General features: G+C 34.0%; 19 protein-coding genes. 15 read left to right on the top strand and 4 right to left on the bottom strand.

Features of this window, described 5'->3' with window-relative positions; translation table 11 throughout:
- Nucleotides 1-144 precede the first annotated feature (144 nt).
- A complete protein-coding gene (locus tag IEV77_RS05145; RefSeq protein WP_229736582.1) occupies nucleotides 145-657 on the bottom strand; it encodes a hypothetical protein in 513 nt (170 codons plus the stop codon).
- 11 nt (nucleotides 658-668) lie between these two features.
- On the bottom strand, nucleotides 669-1190 hold the full coding sequence (locus IEV77_RS05140) for a nuclear transport factor 2 family protein (protein WP_188462474.1): 522 nt from the start codon (nucleotides 1188-1190) through the stop codon (nucleotides 669-671).
- 458 nt (nucleotides 1191-1648) lie between these two features.
- Between IEV77_RS05140 and IEV77_RS05135 the strand changes: the two genes are divergently transcribed.
- The 11 genes from IEV77_RS05135 (at nucleotide 1649) to IEV77_RS05085 (ending at nucleotide 13217) form a co-directional block, all read left to right on the top strand.
- A complete protein-coding gene (locus IEV77_RS05135; protein ID WP_188462472.1) occupies nucleotides 1649-1984 on the top strand; it encodes an arsenosugar biosynthesis-associated peroxidase-like protein in 336 nt (111 codons plus the stop codon).
- Nucleotides 1985-2040: 56 nt separating this feature from the next.
- The gene (gene arsS, locus IEV77_RS05130; RefSeq protein WP_188462471.1) at nucleotides 2041-3096 is read left to right on the top strand and encodes an arsenosugar biosynthesis radical SAM (seleno)protein ArsS; all 1056 of its coding nucleotides are present in this window, start codon (nucleotides 2041-2043) and stop codon (nucleotides 3094-3096) included.
- 7 nt (nucleotides 3097-3103) lie between these two features.
- Nucleotides 3104-4438, top strand: a complete 1335-nt coding sequence (locus tag IEV77_RS05125; protein ID WP_188462469.1) for a sodium:solute symporter family transporter — start codon at nucleotides 3104-3106, stop codon at nucleotides 4436-4438.
- Complete coding sequence (locus IEV77_RS05120) at nucleotides 4423-5250, top strand: metallophosphoesterase family protein (RefSeq protein WP_188462467.1); 828 nt, start codon at nucleotides 4423-4425, stop codon at nucleotides 5248-5250. Before IEV77_RS05125 ends, IEV77_RS05120 begins: the two co-directional genes overlap by 16 nt.
- A gap of 5 nt (nucleotides 5251-5255) precedes the next feature.
- Nucleotides 5256-5750 (top strand): rhodanese-like domain-containing protein, encoded by a 495-nt coding sequence (locus IEV77_RS05115; RefSeq protein WP_188462465.1) that lies wholly within the window; start codon nucleotides 5256-5258, stop codon nucleotides 5748-5750.
- Nucleotides 5751-5766: 16 nt separating this feature from the next.
- Nucleotides 5767-6450 carry a TIGR04282 family arsenosugar biosynthesis glycosyltransferase gene (locus IEV77_RS05110; protein ID WP_188462463.1) on the top strand — a complete coding sequence of 228 codons (684 nt, stop codon included), beginning with the start codon at nucleotides 5767-5769 and terminating at the stop codon, nucleotides 6448-6450.
- Nucleotides 6434-7246, top strand: a complete 813-nt coding sequence (locus tag IEV77_RS05105; RefSeq protein ID WP_188462461.1) for a purine-nucleoside phosphorylase — start codon at nucleotides 6434-6436, stop codon at nucleotides 7244-7246. The genes IEV77_RS05110 and IEV77_RS05105 overlap by 17 nt, the downstream gene beginning before the upstream one ends.
- Nucleotides 7247-7348: 102 nt before the next feature.
- Nucleotides 7349-8248: a sterol desaturase family protein gene (locus tag IEV77_RS05100; protein WP_188462459.1), complete on the top strand. Its 900-nt coding sequence runs from the start codon at nucleotides 7349-7351 to the stop codon at nucleotides 8246-8248.
- Nucleotides 8249-8255: 7 nt separating this feature from the next.
- On the top strand, nucleotides 8256-8948 hold the full coding sequence (locus IEV77_RS05095) for a DUF547 domain-containing protein (RefSeq protein WP_229736581.1): 693 nt from the start codon (nucleotides 8256-8258) through the stop codon (nucleotides 8946-8948).
- Nucleotides 8941-9651, top strand: a complete 711-nt coding sequence (locus tag IEV77_RS05090) for a TIGR04283 family arsenosugar biosynthesis glycosyltransferase (RefSeq protein ID WP_188462455.1) — start codon at nucleotides 8941-8943, stop codon at nucleotides 9649-9651. The genes IEV77_RS05095 and IEV77_RS05090 overlap by 8 nt, the downstream gene beginning before the upstream one ends.
- A gap of 113 nt (nucleotides 9652-9764) precedes the next feature.
- Complete coding sequence (locus IEV77_RS05085) at nucleotides 9765-13217, top strand: pyruvate carboxylase (RefSeq protein WP_188462453.1); 3453 nt, start codon at nucleotides 9765-9767, stop codon at nucleotides 13215-13217.
- Between the two features lie 18 nt (nucleotides 13218-13235).
- On the opposite strand, the gene IEV77_RS05080 is transcribed toward IEV77_RS05085, so the two are convergent.
- Complete coding sequence (locus IEV77_RS05080) at nucleotides 13236-14192, bottom strand: glycoside hydrolase family 113 (RefSeq protein WP_229736580.1); 957 nt, start codon at nucleotides 14190-14192, stop codon at nucleotides 13236-13238.
- Nucleotides 14193-14337: 145 nt separating this feature from the next.
- Here IEV77_RS05080 and IEV77_RS05075 point away from each other — a divergent pair, with 145 nt between their 5' ends.
- Genes IEV77_RS05075 through IEV77_RS05060 form a run of 4 tightly spaced genes read left to right on the top strand, consistent with a single transcriptional unit; the run spans nucleotide 14338 to nucleotide 19488 of the window.
- Nucleotides 14338-15681, top strand: a complete 1344-nt coding sequence (locus tag IEV77_RS05075; protein WP_188462449.1) for an NAD(P)/FAD-dependent oxidoreductase — start codon at nucleotides 14338-14340, stop codon at nucleotides 15679-15681.
- Nucleotides 15682-15685: 4 nt separating this feature from the next.
- Complete coding sequence (locus IEV77_RS05070) at nucleotides 15686-17266, top strand: 4Fe-4S binding protein (protein ID WP_188462447.1); 1581 nt, start codon at nucleotides 15686-15688, stop codon at nucleotides 17264-17266.
- A gap of 42 nt (nucleotides 17267-17308) precedes the next feature.
- Nucleotides 17309-17998, top strand: coding sequence for a glycosyltransferase family 2 protein (locus tag IEV77_RS05065; RefSeq protein ID WP_188462445.1), 690 nt, complete (start codon nucleotides 17309-17311; stop codon nucleotides 17996-17998).
- Entirely contained in the window at nucleotides 17998-19488 is a 1491-nt protein-coding gene (locus tag IEV77_RS05060) for a cellulose synthase family protein (RefSeq protein WP_188462984.1), read from the top strand. The genes IEV77_RS05065 and IEV77_RS05060 overlap by 1 nt, the downstream gene beginning before the upstream one ends.
- Here IEV77_RS05060 and IEV77_RS05055 read toward each other — a convergent pair.
- Nucleotides 19485-20294, bottom strand: coding sequence for an amidohydrolase family protein (locus IEV77_RS05055; protein WP_188462443.1), 810 nt, complete (start codon nucleotides 20292-20294; stop codon nucleotides 19485-19487). The two genes, IEV77_RS05060 and IEV77_RS05055, sit on opposite strands and share 4 nt — an antisense overlap.
- Nucleotides 20295-20338 lie beyond the last annotated feature (44 nt).

Here is a 20338-nt window from a genome sequence, read left to right as displayed (position 1 = left end):
ATTACTACTAGTTAATGTATCTCCTATCTAAAATTAAGTCCACAAATAAACTAAAAGCACAAGGGGACGCCCTAAAAAAACTGAAGCTCACACCCTAATATAAACAGGTGGAGCTTCAGAAATATATTGAAATGTATTTAAGGTCTATTGTACAGTATACCCTTTACCTTGCATACAAGCAGTAAAGGCTTTTTTATAATCGCCCATTTGTTGTTGATCACTAGCAGTTGCTGCCTGATTATTAGCAGCTTGTTGTTGTTCTTTTGCAGCCATAGAAGCTCTTTTTCTACGTAAGCCACCAAGAACAGCTCCAATAGCAGCACCTTCTCCCGCGTCACCAGCTATGGCTCCAACAGCAGCACCAGCAGCAGCACCTCCAGCACCTCCAATTAGTAAAGAACCATCTGGTCCTTTCTCAACTTGAGCAGCTGTAGCTTTTGGTGGATTCATTGGGTCAACTCCTGTTTGTTGTTTTGCCCATGTATAGCAATCCATTTGATCTGTTGATTGCTGATCCGCACTTTGATTCTTTGTAGGAAAAACATACAATCCTAAACTCTTTGCTATTCCAGGATTGTTGTCTTGAGCATTTGAGACTTGGTAACTCATAGACATAAAGACTACTAAAAAGGTACTTAATATTTGTTTATTTAACATCGTTCTGATTATTATAGATTATTAACATTGATAAAAACATATCCTAATTGTTCTAAAGCATCTGCTTCATTATAAAAAGTGTAGCTCTCAACAATTTTATCGTTTTCAATTTTATAGATGGTATTGGCCAATAAATCAACAGATCCTTTATCACCTTGATAAGTAATCGCTACTTCTGCCCAGTTTGAAACCCAATTCCCTGGCTGATCTCCATCAGTAACTGATACCGAAAAAGTACGAGATTTCTTGTATTTAATACTTTGGTATAAAGTTGTTGCATTCTTTTCCCAGTTAATTAAAGCATTACTTTTATTAATAGAATCTCCTATAGAAGGTCCTATTCCTATATAATTCTCATCTAACAAAGACCCCATGCCTTCATAATCTAAAGCTTCTACTGCCTGAACATATTTATTAACTAGATCTATATTCTTTTGAGAGTCTGAAGAAGTTTTCCCTTCAGAACATCCTAAAAATAATATGGATATTAAAAATAAACATAAAGGTGAAAAGCGAAATTTTAAGTGTTTCATAATAAACGTAATGTTTTAGTTGAACTTGAGTTAGTGTTTTTTAAGCTTGTTAAAAGTTAATAGTAAAATGGAACTTCATACTTTTTCTATGGAAAGCAGAGCCCAAAAAATTTATTGCTTGCTCTATTTTTTTATAAGAAAGAGAACCTCTCTTCCTTCAAAAAAACAGTCCTCAAATCTAACTATTTTTTATTATTTTAACAAAAAGCAAATCATTTAAATTTGCAATCAGGCATAATGAGTGAACTACCTGTGTCCCAATTAATTTACCCAAAATATTTTAAAGAAATAAAAGCTAATATGCAAGTAAATTTGATAGCATTCTCCTACTTTTCTACAAATACACGCCATACCTTAGAAGTAGGACATTAAAAGTAGTTTTACAATTTTATGTAAACTTTAATAACTAGCTCCGACTTATATAAGTAAATTCATCTTTTAAATCAATCAAAAGAAACATGCAAAAAACGTATTACGACCCGGCCGACTTAAAGAAATTTGGTAAAATATCTGAATGGAATGAAGAATTAGGCTCCAAATTCTTCGATTATTACAACAGTGTTTTTAAAGAAGGAGCTCTTTCTGAAAGAGAAAAATCCCTAATTGCTTTAGCCGTATCACATACCATTCAATGCCCATATTGTATTGATGCCTATACTGGAGACAGCTTGAAACGCGGTATTACCAAAGAAGAAATGATGGAAGCCTTACACGTTGCTTCTGCCATTCGTGGTGGTGCAACTTTAGTGCATGGAGTACAAATGATGAATAAAGTAAATAAATTAGACGGTTAGTAATAAAACCTTTCCTTCATTTATTTCGTAAGAATTGTAAATAAGAAACCCAATTAATGGCAACAAAATCCCTACAAAAACTAGGAAGTGATTTAGCGCAAAGCAATAAACAACTAAAAATACTCTCAAATGGTATTTTTAAAAATGGTGAATTACCAACGTTTAAAGATAAAATATCAGAAACGAATCAATTTCCTCTTAAAGCAAAAAAACTAGAGATCTTGCAAATTAATGTTGGATACATGTGTAACCAAGTTTGCGATCATTGCCATGTAGATGCTGGGCCAGACAGGAAAGAAATTATGACTAGAGACACCATGAAACAGTGTCTTGAGGTTATTAAAAAATCTGGCGCTCACACTTTAGATTTAACTGGTGGTGCTCCAGAAATGAATCCAGACTTTAGATGGTTTGTGGAAGAGGCCGCCAAAGTTGGAATCAAAGATTTTATTGTACGTTCCAACTTAACCATTATTAGAGCAAACAAAAAATATTACGATTTACCGGAGTTCTTTAAAAAACACAATGTTCACGTAGTATCTTCCATGCCACACTGGACCAAAGGAAAAACGGATAAACAAAGAGGTGATGGTGTTTTTGATAAATCAATTAAAGCTCTGCAAGAGCTAAATGCTATTGGTTATGGCATGCCTGGAAGTAATCTGAAATTAGATTTAGTTTACAATCCATCTGGTGCCTTTTTACCAGGAGATCAAGCCGCCATGCAAAAAGACTTTAAGAAAGCCTTGATGGACGATTTTGGCATTGAATTCCACAATCTCTTTGCAATTACTAATTTACCCATTGCACGTTTTTTAGATTATCTAATTGCAAGTGAAAATTACGAAGATTATATGTATTCTTTAGTTGAAGCTTATAATCCTGCAGCTGTTTCAAATGTTATGTGCACAAACACCTTGTCTATAAGTTGGGATGGTTATTTATTTGATTGCGACTTCAACCAAATGTTAGAACTCCCCGTAAATAGTAAATCGAGGCATATTTCAGATTTTAATGAAGAACTATTAGAAGGACGAGACATTGTTATTTCACAACATTGTTATGGATGTACAGCTGGAGCAGGCAGTAGTTGTCAAGGAAATGTAACTTAATAATTGAATGAGCGTTCTCAATTATCAATGGGCATTAATCATCTTATCGAGCTTCATATTGTTTTTCCTATCTCCCTTAGCAAAAACAACGGACCAATTTTTTAAAGCCGTTAGGAAACATAAAGCCCCCAACACCTTTATTCTTACTGGTAGTTTAATAATTTCATGGATTTTCGCCAAAAGTATTACCAACGCAGCAAATCTAGGGATGGATTTTGGCATTGTTGGAGGTCTCGCTTATGCAGGTTATTATTTATCCTTTGCCGTCGCAGGTTTGCTAATTTACAAGATTAGAACTCAAGGAGGCTTTGAGAGCATCCATCAGTTCTTAACCACAAAATTTGGGAAAGGAGCTATGGCATTATTCTCAATTCTAATTGCTATTAGGCTTTTCAACGAAGTTTGGAGTAACACCATGGTTATTGGTAGTTACTTTGGCGAAATGGGTAGTGCAAACTATTATTGGGCAATTATTGTTTTTACACTCTTGACCTTGGCATATGCTATTAAAGGCGGATTGAGTAGCTCTATTTTTACAGATGTTATACAAATGGGCTTATTCTCAGTGCTATTAATTGTTATTCTATGGAATGTCCTATCGGTTGATAATTTCACCACAAAAGATATTATAACCTCTGGAACTTGGAGCTTTGAGCTTGGCCTTAATCTGTTTTTCGCCGCCATTATTCAATCTTTTAGTTACCCGTTTCACGATCCTGTTTTAACAGATAGAGCCTTTATAAGTTCGCCAAAAGTAACGCGTAAAAGTTTTCTATGGGCAAGTGTTTTAGGCGCACTTTGTATTATTTTATTTAGCATTATTGGGGTGTACGCACATACACAGGGCATGAAAGGTCAGGCTGCTGTAGAAGTTGGAAAAGCCTTTGGTATTGTTGTTTTATTAGTTATTAATTTTATCATGATAACCTCGGCTGCTTCCACATTGGATTCTACCTTTTCATCTTTTTCAAAACTCTTGGCCATAGATTTAAACTTGAATAAAAGCCTTACTTTTGGACGTATTTCTATGGCTTTAATTGCTGTATTGGGCACCATTCCTGTATTTTTAAATGCTGAAATTTTATCTGCAACCACAGTTTCAGGCACCATGGTTATTGGATTAACCCCCGTTTTTATGTTTTGGAATATGAAAGTCCCAAAAATTAGTTTTTACTTGAGTGTTATTTGTGGCTTGATATTTGGATTTATTCTAGTGTTCGAAATTTTCCCAAAGTCACTTATTTTTACTGAAGGAAAATATGCCGAATTACTCTGGGTTAATATTTGGGGAATTACAAGTTGCATAATTTTATATATGATTCCAAAATGGATAAAAAAATAGAGAATTTAGAAATACTATCTGGTAAAGTACTGCTCTTTGGTGGTGTGTACAGTAATCTTCAAGCCCTTGAAGCGTTAATAGCTGTGGCTAAAGCTGAGGGAATTCCTCCTGAAAATTGCATTTGTACTGGGGATATTGTTGGCTATTGTGCTCAACCTGAAGAAACCATTCAAACCTTTAAAAAATGGAAAGCCCAAAGCATTGTTGGCAATGTAGAAATACAATTGCGGGAAGAAGCTACAGATTGTGGTTGCGATTTTAAAAAAGGCTCTACATGCGATGGATATTCGCAACTCTGGTATCCTTATGCTCAAAGTAAACTATCAAAATCTTCTTTGGAATTTATTGCAACCTTACCAGACCATATTCAATTTAATTATGCAGGAAAGAAAGTCACCGTGTTACATGGCTCCTATTTTAATGTTTCGGAATTTATTTTTAAATCAACACCTTGGGGACGTAAGCAATCTAATTTTGAAGCGACCAAAAGTGAGGTTATAATTGCAGGACATTGCGGTTTGCCTTTCCAAGATGAAAAAGACACTAAATTATGGCTAAATCCAGGCGTTATTGGAATGCCTGCTAACGATGGCAAACCTACTGTTTGGTATGCGATTTTGGACGATAAAAATAATGAGTTAACCTTTAAACATCATACACTAAACTACAATTACAAGTTAGCAAATTCTTTGATGATAAACGGCATACTACCTGAAGCTTATGCGAATACCATAATTTCAGGTATTTGGGACAATACCGAGATCCTACCAGCTTTTGAAAGTAGTTTGCAAGGTTTAGATCTTATATTATAAAACACATGAAACTGACATTCCTTTTTTTATTCACATTTGCATCCTTTTCGCTTTCAGCACAAGAAACTCTGGAAGATTTGCTTCAAAAATACAACACCAAAAATGTCGCCTATATTTCCGTGCAAGAATTAGCCATGCCAAAAACTCAAGCTATCATTTTGGATGCTCGCGAATTCAATGAGTACCAGGTGAGTCACCTAAAAAATGCCATTCCTGTTGGCTATAATGAATTTGATTTACAAGAAACAACCTTACAATTAAACAACAAACAGCAACTAATAGTCGTTTATTGTTCTTTAGGAATTCGCTCTGAAAATATTGCTAAAAAACTCACAAAAGCGGGTTACACCAATGTTCTTAACCTATATGGTGGTATTTTTGAATGGAAGAACAACGGATTTGAAGTTTACGACAGTACCGAAACGCTAACTGAAAAAATTCATACGTTTTCACCAGAATGGAGCAAATGGCTAACTTCAGGAGAAAAAGTTTTCAACTAATTATTTTTTTCAACCCATGGGAATATTAAGCACAAAAGACACGAATAGTGACAATGAAATGAATTTCGATTTTCATTTTCCAACCTCAAAAAAAGCCCTGATTATCTTTACCAGAAATCCGGAACTAGGAACATGTAAAACGCGTTTAGCAAAAACTATTGGTGATGAAGCCGCTCTAAAAATCTACAAACATTTATTGCAACATACAGTTGATATTACTGAAAAAGTAAAGGCTGACAAAGTGGTTTTTTACTCTGAACATATTCATAAAAATGATATTTGGAATGATGACACCTTTATAAAAAAACTCCAACAAGGAAACGATTTAGGTATTAAAATGAAAAATGCCTTTACCGATCTCTTTACTTCAGGTTATGAAAAAATAATGATAGTTGGCAGTGATATTTTAGACTTAAAGACAGAACATATTACAGATGCTTTTCTTAAATTAGATTCTCACGATGTTGTTTTAGGCCCTGCTTTGGATGGTGGCTATTATTTATTAGGCATGAAACAACTGCATCTTAACATATTTGAAAACAAAGTTTGGGGAACCGAAACCGTTTTAGAAAGCACGTTAAAAGATTTAGAACATTTAAACGTTTTTCAATTAGAGACTTTAAATGACATAGATACTTTTGAAGACATGAAAGACAATATAACACTTAATGAATTAATTACAGATGATAAAATACATTAAAGAAACAGCAGAATATTTACAAGAAAAAGGATTTATAAATCCTGAAATTGGCATTATTCTAGGAACAGGATTAGAAAAATTAATTGACGATATAGAAATTCTTGCCGAAGTTAGTTACAATCACATTCCTAATTTTCCAACGGCAACCGTCGAGTTTCACAAAGGAAAACTTATCTACGGAAATTTAGAAGGAAAAAAAGTAATTGTCATGCAAGGCCGATTTCATATTTATGAAGGGTATTCGTTGCAAGACGTAACCTATCCAGTTCGTGTTATGGAAAAATTAGGTATAAAAACGCTTTTGGTTTCTAATGCTTCTGGGGCTATCAACAAAAACTTCAAAAAGGGAGAACTGATGTTAATAGACGACCACATCAATCTTCAAGGAAGTTCTCCTCTTGCGTTTAGAGGCGTAGAACTTTTAGGGGAACGTTTTACAGACATGAGCGCACCATATAACCTTGACTTAAATAAGACGTTTAAAGAAATTGCAAAATCAAACAACATAACACTTCATGAAGGTGTTTATGCCAGTGTTGTTGGACCTCAACTAGAAACTAGAGCTGAGTACAGAATGCTTAAAATTATTGGCGCAGATGCCGTTGGAATGAGTACCGTTCCAGAAATTATTGTTGCCAATCATTTAAATTTAAAAACGGCAGCGGTTTCAGTTTTAACGGATGAATGCGACCCAGAAAACCTTAAACCCGTAAATATCAATGAAATAATTGCCATGGCTGGAAAAGCTGAACCAGAAATGATTATCTTGTTTAGGGAATTGATTAAAACACTTTAGCATAGACCTTTCAGGTTTCATCTTATCCTGCAAGGTTTTTAAAACCTTGTAGGTATCAAAAAAAAGCTTGTTGTTTAATCACATTCAGATTTCAAAACATAAATGGAAAAATACTTAGAACTAATACAAAACTCCTATTCTGGATATTGGAATTATCTCAAAACCGAGATGTTTTCAATAACCCATTGGGACAACTATTTTTACGGTTTAATCCTTATATCGTTAGCTGTTTGGATTCTCGAAATTGCCTTTCCATGGAGAGAAGAACAATCTATTTTTAGAAAAGATTTCTGGCTGGACACCTTTTATATGTTCTTTAATTTCTTTTTATTAAACCTTATTGTTCTTATTGCCTTATCAAACACTGTTGCAGAATTCTTTAATGACATTCTAGGATTAGTTGGTTTATCTCTTAGTAGCTTTCAGTTAATAGCTATCAACGAGCTTCCAAAAGCTTTAGGTTTATTTATCTTCTTTATTGTAGCAGATTTTGTGCAATGGAATACGCATCGCTTATTACATCGCGTGCCGTTTCTATGGAATTTCCACAAGGTGCATCATTCAGTGAAAGAAATGGGTTTCGCGGCTCATCTACGTTATCATTGGATGGAACCTGTGGTTTACAAGTCACTTTTATATATTCCGTTAGCAATCATCGGTGGCTTTGATGCTTTAGATGTCGCTATTATTCATTTTTTCAATATCACGATTGGTCATTTAAACCACGCTAATTTGGGTTGGGATTATGGCAAATTAAAATACATCTTTAACAATCCTAAAATGCATATTTGGCACCATGCCAAAGAGCTTCCTAAACACACCAAGTACGGCGTTAATTATGGCATTACTCTAAGTCTTTGGGATTATCTTTTTAAAACGGACTACATTCCAGAGAATGGCAGAGATATTGAATTGGGTTTTTCTGATGATGACATATTTCCTAAAGATTTTGTAAATCAAGAATTATACCCGCTCAAATTCAAACATAAAGATGAAAAATAAAACTCTTTTGATAATTTTATTTGTTTTAGCAACAGTTTTTCAAACAGCAAAAGCTCAAACAATGAAATACAATTCTTTGGATAAATTGCTTCAAAAACATGTGAATAGTTTGGGTGAAGTGAATTATAAAACCATCTTAACCGATAAACAATTATTACAATCCAGTTTAGATGAATTCACCAAAAATCAACCAAAAGATTCCTGGTCTAAAAACGAAACCCTAAGCTATTGGATTAATGCCTACAATGCATTTACCATAAAACTTATTATCGATAATTATCCAGTTAAAAGCATTAAAGACATTAAAAACCCATGGGATCAAGAATTTATTCCAATTGGTAAAAACCCTATGTCTCTATCAGAAATTGAGCATGAAATCTTAAGAAAAATGAATGAGCCTAGAATTCATTTTGCTATTGTTTGTGCTTCTGTTTCTTGTCCAAAATTATTAAACGAAGCTTATGTGCCTTCAAAACTAGATTTGCAATTAACGGTTGCTACTGAAGAATTTTTGGCTGATAAAAACCGTAATGAGATCTCTCAAAACAACATAGAAATCTCTAAAATATTTAGCTGGTTTTCTAAAGATTTCACACAAAACGGGACTCTCATCGATTTTCTAAATGACTATTCGGAAATTGAAATTTCACCAAACGCAAAAAAGAGCTACAAGGATTATAATTGGGATTTGAATGAATAAAATTAGCATCATTATTCCTATTTTAAATGAAGCTGAAACTATTGAACATCTACTAATTTATTTATTAGAAAACTCTTCAGAAGAAAATATAGCAGAAATCCTTGTTGTGGATGGAGGCAGTACGGATGGCACTCAAAACATAGCCACCTCCTTTTTTCAAAAAAAATCTAATCCTAAATTATGTTTTATTGAAAGTCCTAAAGGAAGAGCAAAACAAATGAACTCCGGATCTGAGATTGCTACAGGCAATATTTTATATTTTTTACATGCAGATTCTTATCCTCCTAAAAACTTTGACCAACATATTATTAATGAATTTGAAAAAGGTCATTTAGCTGGATGTTTTAGATTACAATTTAACGACAAGCATTGGTGGTTACGTTTAGCAAGCTGGCTAACCCAATTTCAATGGAGAGTTTCTAGAGGTGGAGATCAAAGCCAGTTTATTACCAAAAAATTGTTCCAAGATATTGGTGGTTTTGATGAAAATTATATCATTTATGAAGACAACATTCTTATTAACGAGCTTTATAAACGCAAACAATTTAAAGTCATCAATAAAAAATTAATAACCTCATCCAGGCGTTATGAAAAACATGGCATTTGGAAATTACAATACCATTTCTGGACTATCTATGTCAAAAAATGGTTTGGGGCTTCGCCAGAAGAACTTCACAGATATTATAAAAAAAATATTGCTTAAAACTTATTAATAAGCTGTAACTTTCTGATTGAATAATTTTTGATAAATTAATCGGCGTTTGCTACATTTGTAGCGAACATTCGCTAAATTTCCAATAAACACACAACTAGAAAATGAAAATCAAAAAAGTACTTGTAGCCAACAGAGGAGAAATTGCCATTAGAATTTTTAGAGCCTGCACAGAAATCAATGTCAAAACTGTTGGTATTTACACCTTTGAAGATAGATATTCATTACATCGATACAAAGCTGACGAATCTTACCAAATTGGTGAAGATAACGATCCGTTAAAACCTTATTTAAACATAGACGAACTTATTAGAGTAGCCTTGGAATGTGGTGCAGATGCTATTCATCCTGGTTATGGTTTTCTTTCTGAAAATGCCATGTTTGCTCAAAAATGTGAAGAGAACGGCATCATTTTCGTAGGCCCAAAAGTGTCTGTTCTTAAATCACTTGGAGATAAAATTACCGCTAAAGAAGTAGCTGTAGCTAACAACATTCCAATTATTCGTAGCAACGTAAAACCTTTAATTGATATTGAAACGGCCTTAAGCGAAGCCGAAATTATTGGTTATCCGGTCATGCTTAAAGCCGCTTCTGGTGGTGGTGGTCGTGGGATGCGAGTCATTAGAGAAGCTTCAGAATTAAAAGGAGCTTTCAACGAAAGTAAACGTGAAGCCTTAAATGCTTTTGGTGATGACACCGTTTTTCTTGAAAAATTTGTTGAGAATCCAAAACATATAGAAATTCAAATTGTTGCAGATAATTATGGAAACACCGTGCATTTATTTGAGCGCGATTGTTCTGTACAAAGACGCTACCAAAAAGTAATTGAGTTTGCGCCTTCTTACGATTTAAAACAAGAAACTAAAGATGCACTTTACAAGTATGCTATTAAAATTTGTAAAGCTGTAGATTATAATAACATTGGAACAGTTGAATTTTTAGTCGATGACGACGATTCAATTTATTTCATAGAAGTGAACCCTCGTATTCAGGTTGAACATACCGTTACGGAAGTGGTTACAAATATCGATTTAGTTAAAACACAATTATTTATTGCTGGAGGTTATAAATTAGCCGATCAACAAATAAAAATACCAAATCAGGAATCGGTAAAGGTTACTGGATACGCGCTTCAATGTAGAATTACTACTGAAGATCCTCAAAACGATTTCAAACCTGATTATGGAGAAATTACTACTTACAGAAGTGCTTCTGGTTTCGGAATACGTTTAGATGCTGGATCTGTTTACCAAGGAGCAATTGTTTCTCCTTTTTTCGATTCCATGCTTGTAAAGGTTACTGCTAACAGTAGAACTTTAGATGGCGCTTGTAGAAAAGTACGTCGTGCGTTAGCCGAATTTAGAATAAGAGGTGTCAAAACAAACATGTCTTTTCTAGACAATATTTTACAGCATGAAACCTTTAGAAAAGGAAATGTAACTGTTAATTTTATCAAGCAAAATCCAGATTTATTTATTTTTAAAGCTCCTAGAAATAGAGCTACCAAATTAGTAACTTATTTAGGAGATGTTATTGTTAACGGTAATCCTGATGTTAAAAAAATAGATCCAACTAAAACATTTGTAAAACCTATTGTTCCAAAGTTTAATCCAAATGCTAGTTACCCAGAAGGGACTAAAGATTTGCTTACCAAATTAGGTCCAGATAAATTTTCGCAATGGCTTAAAGATGAAAAGAAAATTCATTTTACGGATACAACCATGCGCGATGCGCACCAAAGTTTATTAGCCACCAGAATGCGTACTTTCGATATGATGAAAGTAGCTGAAGGTTATGCAAAAAACAACCCGAACATCTTTAGTATGGAAGTTTGGGGTGGAGCTACTTTTGATGTATGCTTGCGTTTTTTACAAGAAAACCCTTGGGAAAGACTACAATTATTGAGAAAGGCTATACCTAATGTGTTACTTCAAATGTTAATTAGAGGCTCCAATGGCGTTGGTTACACAGCATATCCTGACAATCTTATTGAAAAATTTGTAGAACAATCTTGGGAAAACGGTGTTGATATTTTCAGAATTTTCGATTCCCTAAATTGGATGAAATCCATTGCTCCTTGTATTGAACATGTTAGAACCAAAACTCAAGGTTTGGCCGAAGGCTCTATCTGCTACACAGGAGATATTTTAAATCCTGAAAACAAAAAATACAATCTAAAATATTATACCACTTTAGCTAAAGATATTGAAAATGCTGGGGCACATATTCTTGCTATCAAAGATATGGCCGGTTTACTTAAACCTTATGCTGCTTTCGAATTAATTTCAGCTTTAAAGCAAGAAATAAATATTCCTATTCATTTACATACCCATGATACCTCGTCCATTCAATCTGCTACTTATTTAAAAGCTATTGAAGCTGGAGTAGATGTTGTGGATGTTGCTCTTGGTGGTTTATCTGGATTAACTTCGCAACCAAATTTTAACTCGGTTGTTGAAATGATGAAGTTTCAAGACAGGGAAAGTCATTTAAATATCGATTCTTTAAACGATTATTCCAACTATTGGGAAACGGTTAGAGATTATTATTACCCATTTGAATCTGGTTTAAAATCCGGATCTGGAGAAGTTTTTAAACATGAAATTCCAGGAGGACAGTATTCAAATTTAAAACCTCAAGCACAAGCACTTGGTTTGGAAGATAGATTCCATGAAATTACAGCCATGTATGCCGATGTCAACATGTTATTTGGAGATATTATAAAAGTAACACCAAGCTCGAAAGTGGTTGGAGATATGGCTCAATATTTAGTAAGTAATAACTTAACAGTTCAGGACGTGTTAGAGAGAGGAGATACCATTTCATTTCCACAATCTGTAGTCAGCTTATTTAAAGGTGATCTTGGTCAACCGGTTGGAGGTTTTCCAAAAGAACTTCAGAAACTCATCTTAAAAGACGAAAAACCTTATACAGACAGACCAAATGCTCATATGGCTCCTTTAGATTTCGATGCCGAATATGAAGACTTCAAAAAAATATTTGAAAAAGATTTAAGTAGACCAATTAAAATAACCGATTTCCTATCTTATAAACTCTATCCAAAAGTTTTTACGGACTCATATAACAAGCATTTGAAATATGACAACTTAATGAATTTACCGACCAAAAATTTCTTCTATGGCATGGAGATTGGCGAAGAAATTATTGTAGAATTAGACAAAGGAAAAACACTACTTATCAATCTGGAATCTGTTGGGGATGCTAACAATGACGGAATGGTAACTGTTTATTTTAAAGTGAATGGCCAAGGTCGCTCTGTTCAAATAAAGAATGAATCGATTAAAGTTAATAAAATTGAAAATGTAAAAGCAGACAAATCCAATTCAAAAGAAATTGGAGCTCCTTTACAAGGTTTACTTTCTACCATTTTGGTTAAGAAAGGTGAAAAAGTAACTAAAAATCAACCGTTGTTTATAATTGAAGCCATGAAAATGGAAACGACTATTACAGCAAATGAAGACGCAATTATTAGTAAATTGGTACTTAAGGCTGGGGTTATGGTTAACTCTGAAGATTTAGTAATTATGTTAGATTAAGAAACATTCAAAACCTTATTAAAACGTTTTATATTGTTTTTGTATTAATAATTCCACAGGCTTATTCTGTGGCGTAAATTGGTTATTAGTTTCACCTCCACTTTTTTCATGGTCGTGAAACCATTTCCAAACAAAACCACCTGCAAACCAATCTTCCTGCCAAAATGTTTCAAATAGCGCTTGGGTTGTATTTACTTGAGCTTCTAAATTTGCAACTTGGTTATTTCTATCATAATCCCATGGTTTTTTTCCAGAAAAATCAACACTCCTATACCCAAATTCTGTAAACAAAACAGGTTTAGAATACTGCTCTGAAAGCATTTCTATAATAACCTTATGTTCCAGCCATCCTTCTAAACATTCTTCAACCGTTGGCGTTTGTGAGTTACTTATTGGAAAATAGGCATCCACGCCAATATAATCTAATTGACTCCAAAACGGGACGCTTTTAAATTCATCCCAATTAGCCGCATAAGTAAGTTTTCCATCATACACACTTCTAATCTTCCCAATTAAATCTTTCCAGAATTGGGGTCTATGGACTATAAATTGTTCCAGCTCGGTTCCAATACACAAAATTTCAACTTTCATCTCTTGGGCTAACTGTGCATAGTCTAATATAAATTTTGAGTAAGACGTTTCTAAACTTGACCAATTTTCTTCAGAATCCATTTTTATATTTCCAGTATATTCACCACGCCAAACCCATATTTGTGGCTTTAACATAACGCTCAAACCTTCCTTATTAAATTCATCAATGTATTGTTTGACGCCATCATTAGTTTCACCAAACCACTGCCTACCGGTATTATAAACAATCTCCGGATGCTGCAACTCTTTAATAAAGCCAAAAGGCATAACTGCCACATAGTTAGCATTTAAACTAACCACTGGCTTAATATGTTTGTTCGAAATGGAATCTCTTGATGCCACAAAACTCACCCCATTAATTTTCGCGGGCTTATAGTCCATCATGCTACATGAACTCAAAAGAAATATCAAACAAAACTGGAAAACGACCTTCATATCTGTTAATTAATCTCTAAATTTAAACAAAGTGAAATTATTTGGTTAAGGTTTTAACATACCTTTCGACAAACCATCAAACTAAACCACATTCATGGAACACATAGTTATTATTGGAAACGGAATTTCTGGGGTTACAGTTGCAAGACATATCCGAAAAGCTTCCGATAAGCAAATCACCATTGTTTCGGCAGAATCAGACTACTTCTTTTCTCGTACTGCATTAATGTACGTCTACATGGGTCATATGAAATTTGAGCACACAAAACCTTATGAAGACTGGTTTTGGAAAAAAAATCGTATCGACTTAAAAACGGGGTACGTTGAACATATCGATACAGATACTAGCTCTCTTCTTTTTGCCGATGGCACCAACTTATCTTACGACAAACTTATTATTGCTACTGGCAGTAAGACCAATAAATTTGGATGGCCTGGACAAGATTTAAAAGGAGTTCAAGGTTTATACAGCAAACAAGATTTAGAAAATTTAGAGGTATATGCTCCAAATAACCAAGCATGCAAACGTGCTGTAATTGTTGGTGGTGGCTTAATAGGCATTGAATTAGCAGAAATGTTGCATTCCCGACATATTCCTGTAACATTCTTAGTTCGTGAATCCAGTTTTTGGAATGGTGTTCTTCCTAAAGAAGAAAGCGAAATGATAAACAAGGAAATACTGAATAATGGTATTGATTTACGTTTATCTTCTAGTCTAAAAGAAGTTATTTCAGATGAAAGCGGACAAGTAAAATCTATAATCATTGAAGGAACAGGCGAGGAAATTCCATGTAATCTTGTTGGACTTACCGCTGGGGTTTCACCTAATATTGATGTTGCAAAAAATTCTAATATTGAAACAGGACGAGGCATCAAAGTCAATCGTTTTTTAGAAACAAATATTCCTAACATTTATGCCATTGGCGATTGTGCTGAACAACACGAAGCCATTGGAAATAGACGGCCTATTGAAGCTGTTTGGTACACAGGACGTATGATGGGAGAAGTTTTAGCACAAACTATTTGTGGCAACAGAATGGCATACAAACCTGGACATTGGTTTAATTCTGCCAAGTTTATTGATATAGAATACCAGACCTATGGTTGGGTTTGGGCGCAACCTAAAGAAAATGAAGCACGTTTTTATTGGGAACACGAAAGTGGAAAAAGATGCATTCATATAAATTATGATAAAAATACCCGCGAATTTTTAGGTATTAATAATTTCGGAATACGCATGCGCCATGAGTTTTTTGATAAAGTATTGACTGAAAAAAAATCCGTCGAATACGTCTTAGAACATTTAGCGGACGCTAATTTTGACCCAGAATTTTACAAACTTCATGAAAAAGAAATCGTAGCAAAATTCAATATTGAAAATAATACAAACATTCAATTGAAAAAGAAAAGCTGGAAACGAATCTTTCAAACCAATTAAATAAATGAAAACAATCCAAAATATAGGACTTACTTTATTCTTAGCAGGTCTCACCGTGTTTATCTCATTAATTTTCATTGGAAAATATGAAGTCACACCCCAAATACTGGATGAGTTAGTAAGTAATAAAGGTATAAAAAGTGAGCTGTTCATTAATGACATGAAAGCCCATGTTGTTGGGAAAGAATTTTCTAATCCATTTTCATTTTCATCTGAAATCACTTCAGCATTAGAGACTGCAAATGAAACTTACAAACAAAATAGTGAATGGGGCAAAGTTATTTGGGACAAACCACATAGCTTAAGTTATGAAATAGCAAAAAAATCTGGAACAGGAATTGTAAAGGAAAACAAAAGCCTTTTTTGGTGGTTAACTTTTGGCTTGGGTATACTTGGCGCATTAATGTACATCATTCCAAACGTCGTTATTTTAGGTCGTCCAGGTATCAAGAACAATGGCATCTGGTTTGATGCTTCCATGAATCGAGGTTGGATTGGCTGGTTTGCATTTGTGTTTTTGGTTAGCTTTTACTTGCTCCTTTATTTTAGGCCCGATTTTATTGTCAACTGGACTTACGTGGTGGATCCCATTAGCGAAAATTTAAGCGGCAACCTAGCCAGTCAATGGTTCTTATATGGGTTTTTATATTGTACGGTTATGACGGTTATGGCTGTGAGAATGTACATCAAATATCGTCATAACAAATACCAAATATTACGCACAACCTCTGTACTTTTCTTTCAAATTGTATTCGCCTTTCTTATTCCTGAAATTCTAGTACGTTTTGAAAAACCTTGGTACGATTTTAAAAATGCCTTCCCTTTAGATTACGATTTCTTTTTTAGTTGGAATCTAAACGAACTTATGGCTAGTGGTGGTTTGGGATTATTTATTTTAGTTTGGGGTGTTGTCCTTACACTAGTAATTGTTCCTGTCATGGTTTATTTCTTCGGAAAAAGATGGTACTGTTCATGGGTTTGTGGCTGTGGAGGTTTGGCAGAAACTTTAGGCGATCCTTACAGACAATTATCTGACAAATCTTTAATAGCATGGAAATTTGAAAGATGGATTGTTCATGGGGTTTTGGTATTTGCTATCGTGATGACTGGTTTTACACTTTACACTTATTTTTCAGGAACCGAAGCTGTTTTAGGCATTAAAACACAAACCATTCAAGATATTTATGGATTCTTAATAGGAGCTATTTTTGCCGGAGTAATTGGTACAGGCTTCTACCCTATTTTTGGAAATCGTGTGTGGTGCCGATTTGGTTGTCCTTTAGCCGCCTATTTAGGAATAGTACAACGTTTTAAATCTCGTTTCAGAATTACAACCAATGGCGGACAATGTATTTCTTGTGGAAACTGCTCCACCTATTGCGAACAAGGAATTGATGTAAGAGCTTATGCACAAAAAGGCGAAAATATTGTTCGTTCTAGTTGTGTAGGTTGTGGTATTTGTTCTGCTGTTTGCCCAAGAGGTGTTCTAAAATTAGAAAATGGCCCAGAAGATGGACGTATTAATCCAACTGAAATCCTTTTAGGAAACGATGTTGATTTAATGGATTTACTAAAACAGAAATAACAATAAAACTATTGTACTTTTGCACCGTTTTTAAAGCACTAAATGAACCAAATTAAAGTTATTATTCCAGCTTACAACGAAGCCGATTCTATTGCTCATGTAATTAAGGATATTCCTGAAATTGTTGATGAAATTATTGTAATCAGTAATAATTCAACCGACAAGACAGAAGAGAATGCTAGAAATGCTGGAGCTACCGTTTTAAAAGAATCAAACAAAGGTTACGGTTATGCATGTTTAAAAGGCATGGATTATATTTCAAAGTTAGACTCGAAACCAGATATCATTGTATTCCTGGATGGCGATTATAGTGATTATCCAGAAGAATTAACCAAACTTATTCAACCTATTGTTGAAGACAACATTGATTTTGTAATTGGAGCTCGTGTTAAACAACTTAGAGAAACTGGATCTATGACCAAACCACAAATTTTCGGGAATTGGTTAGCTACTTTTTTAATGAGCCTCTTTTTTAAATCAACCTTCACAGATTTAGGGCCATTTAGAGCTATTAAATATGATAAGTTACTAGCACTTAACATGGAAGACAAAACCTATGGTTGGACCGTAGAAATGCAATTAAAAGTATTAAAACAAAAAATGAGTTATATTGAAATTCCTGTGAATTATAGAAACAGAATTGGTATTTCTAAAGTATCAGGAACTATAGAAGGTGCTGTTATGGCAGGTATTAAAATATTAAGTTGGATTTTTAAATACAGTTTTAAATGATGTATCTAGTCAGTCTTATTATTGTAGTTTACACCATTGCTTTGCTACTTATTTTCATGTATGCTTTGGCACAACTAAACCTGCTATCAAATTATCTATCGGCTCAAAAAAAGAAAGACAAATCGCCTAAATTTAATTTCTCAAACCCATCTGAAGTACCATTAGTAACCATACAACTTCCAGTGTATAATGAAATGTATGTTATGGATCGTTTGTTGGATAACATATCCAAAATAGATTACCCAAAAGACAAATTGGAAATTCAGGTATTAGATGATTCTACAGACGAAACTTTAAAAACGACACAAAAACATATTGAAGCTTTAAAAAGCACCGGTTTGGATATTGTTCACATTTGCAGAACAGATAGAACTGGGTTTAAAGCTGGAGCATTAAAAGAAGGTTTAAAAGTTGCAAAAGGAGAATTCATAGCCATCTTTGATGCCGATTTTCTTCCAGAGCCTAATTGGCTAAAGAAAACCATTCCGTATTTTAAAAACTCGAATATAGGTGTCGTCCAAACACGTTGGAGTCATTTAAACAGAGAATACTCCGTATTAACAAAAATTCAAGCCTTTGCTCTTGATGCACATTTTACTTTAGAGCAGGTAGGCAGGAACTCCAAAGGGCATTTTATTAATTTTAATGGTACAGCCGGCGTTTGGCGAAAAGCTTGTATTCTGGATGCTGGAAACTGGGAAGGAGATACCCTAACCGAAGATTTAGATTTAAGTTACAGAGCCCAGCTTAAAAATTGGGAATTTAAATATTTGGAAGATGTTGAAACTCCTGCCGAACTTCCAATAGTTATTAGCGCAGCACGTTCACAACAATTTAGATGGAACAAAGGTGGTGCTGAGAATTTCAGAAAAATGTCATGGAAAGTTATTTCTAACAAACAACTTTCAAAGAAAAGAAAAGTTCATGGACTCTTGCACTTATTAAATTCTACCATGTTTTTAAATGTATTAATAGTCGCTGTATTGAGCATTCCTATGCTGTACATAAAAAACGAATACGCGCATTTAAAACCGTACTTCTACATGATGAGTTTCTTTGTAGTAAGCTCTGTTATTTTCTTTGTGTGCTATTGGTTTATGTACAAGAAAATTTACGGTAATAGTTTCAAGGATTTTGTACAATATATTGTTATGTTCTTTACTTTCTTCTCTATCGCCATGGGTTTCTCTTTACATAATTCTATTGCGGTAATGGAAGGTCATTTAGGAAAACGAAGCGATTTTATTAGAACACCAAAATTTAATATCAATGCCTTATCCGATAATTGGAAAAGCAATAAATACATTAATAAAAACATTCCTATCTATGTTTTTTTTGAAGGCTTACTAGCTCTCTATTTTGGCTTCGGAATGTATTCTGCTTTTATTGTAGGCGATCAAGGAGGCGATTTTGGTTTATTCCCATTTCACCTAATGCTATTCCTTGGTTTTGGATTTGTATTTTTTAAATCTATAACTTCTAGAGCTTAAAGTTTACTAACATCTATTTTATAAAGATCGGCTGCATTTTTCCAAAGAATCCGCTCCTTTTTTTCGTCATCTAATTCTAATTGATCCATAAACTTTAAATAGGATTTCATATTTGAAATTGGCCAATCTGTTCCGTATAACAAATAATTTGGATCTCCTGCATAAGTAATCATTTCTTCGATTTCCTTTTTCATGAAGCGTTCAAACTTTTCAGAAAAATCACCTAGAACAAGACCTGAAATATCCGCATAGACATTTTGATTTTTATAAACCACTTCCATACAGTCTCTAATCCACGGATTTCCAACGTGACAAATAACTATTTTTAAATCTGGATAATCGACTGCTAAATCGTCTATATGAAGTGGATGAGAATATTTCACTTTTCCAGTTGGCGCATAGGTATCTCCCGAATGAAACATGACAGGGACATCATATTCTATTGCCATTTCATACCATACTTTTAGTCGGGAATCATTCGGATAAAATGGTTCATAACCTGGATAAAATTTTAAGGCCTTAATAAGTCCTCTTTCAAGATAATCACTAATTTCAATGATGTCTTTATAATTATAATTCAGGTAACTAATTCCAGAAACAACACCTAAATTATCCCGTCCTTTAATAGCCTCAACCACTTGCTTAGTGCTTGGCCTGTGTTCATTGACCTTGTAAGAAGTTAAAACTAAAGAATAATCAACTTTGTTTTCTACCATCGTTTCGGTTAGCAGATTTAAACAATCTTCAAGAGAAACTACGCGATCTTCATGGTAGTTATTTATATGGGTGTGTACATCTATAATCATTTTCAATCTTTTTTTTCCTAAGCAATTAAATTTCTCTTTTTTCT

The organism is Xanthomarina arctica, assembly GCF_014638915.1.
In the GTDB taxonomy this organism is placed as follows: domain Bacteria; phylum Bacteroidota; class Bacteroidia; order Flavobacteriales; family Flavobacteriaceae; genus Xanthomarina; species Xanthomarina arctica.
The sequence above is the reverse complement of the archived record's forward strand: the minus strand, read 5'-3'. Positions and strand labels throughout refer to the sequence as shown.

Bases quoted from the DNA above. Each gene is read 5' to 3' on its own strand.
- IEV77_RS05145 (WP_229736582.1), bottom strand. From the start codon at position 657: ATGTTAAATAAACAAATATTAAGTACCTTTTTAGTAGTCTTTATGTCT.
- IEV77_RS05140 (WP_188462474.1), bottom strand. From the start codon at position 1,190: ATGAAACACTTAAAATTTCGCTTTTCACCTTTATGTTTATTTTTAATA.
- IEV77_RS05135 (WP_188462472.1), top strand. From the start codon at position 1,649: ATGCAAAAAACGTATTACGACCCGGCCGACTTAAAGAAATTTGGTAAA.
- arsS (WP_188462471.1), top strand. From the start codon at position 2,041: ATGGCAACAAAATCCCTACAAAAACTAGGAAGTGATTTAGCGCAAAGC.
- IEV77_RS05125 (WP_188462469.1), top strand. From the start codon at position 3,104: ATGAGCGTTCTCAATTATCAATGGGCATTAATCATCTTATCGAGCTTC.
- IEV77_RS05120 (WP_188462467.1), top strand. From the start codon at position 4,423: ATGGATAAAAAAATAGAGAATTTAGAAATACTATCTGGTAAAGTACTG.
- IEV77_RS05115 (WP_188462465.1), top strand. From the start codon at position 5,256: ATGAAACTGACATTCCTTTTTTTATTCACATTTGCATCCTTTTCGCTT.
- IEV77_RS05110 (WP_188462463.1), top strand. From the start codon at position 5,767: ATGGGAATATTAAGCACAAAAGACACGAATAGTGACAATGAAATGAAT.
- IEV77_RS05105 (WP_188462461.1), top strand. From the start codon at position 6,434: ATGATAAAATACATTAAAGAAACAGCAGAATATTTACAAGAAAAAGGA.
- IEV77_RS05100 (WP_188462459.1), top strand. From the start codon at position 7,349: ATGGAAAAATACTTAGAACTAATACAAAACTCCTATTCTGGATATTGG.
- IEV77_RS05090 (WP_188462455.1), top strand. From the start codon at position 8,941: ATGAATAAAATTAGCATCATTATTCCTATTTTAAATGAAGCTGAAACT.
- IEV77_RS05085 (WP_188462453.1), top strand. From the start codon at position 9,765: ATGAAAATCAAAAAAGTACTTGTAGCCAACAGAGGAGAAATTGCCATT.
- IEV77_RS05080 (WP_229736580.1), bottom strand. From the start codon at position 14,192: ATGATGGACTATAAGCCCGCGAAAATTAATGGGGTGAGTTTTGTGGCA.
- IEV77_RS05075 (WP_188462449.1), top strand. From the start codon at position 14,338: ATGGAACACATAGTTATTATTGGAAACGGAATTTCTGGGGTTACAGTT.
- IEV77_RS05070 (WP_188462447.1), top strand. From the start codon at position 15,686: ATGAAAACAATCCAAAATATAGGACTTACTTTATTCTTAGCAGGTCTC.
- IEV77_RS05065 (WP_188462445.1), top strand. From the start codon at position 17,309: ATGAACCAAATTAAAGTTATTATTCCAGCTTACAACGAAGCCGATTCT.
- IEV77_RS05060 (WP_188462984.1), top strand. From the start codon at position 17,998: ATGTATCTAGTCAGTCTTATTATTGTAGTTTACACCATTGCTTTGCTA.
- IEV77_RS05055 (WP_188462443.1), bottom strand. From the start codon at position 20,294: ATGATTATAGATGTACACACCCATATAAATAACTACCATGAAGATCGC.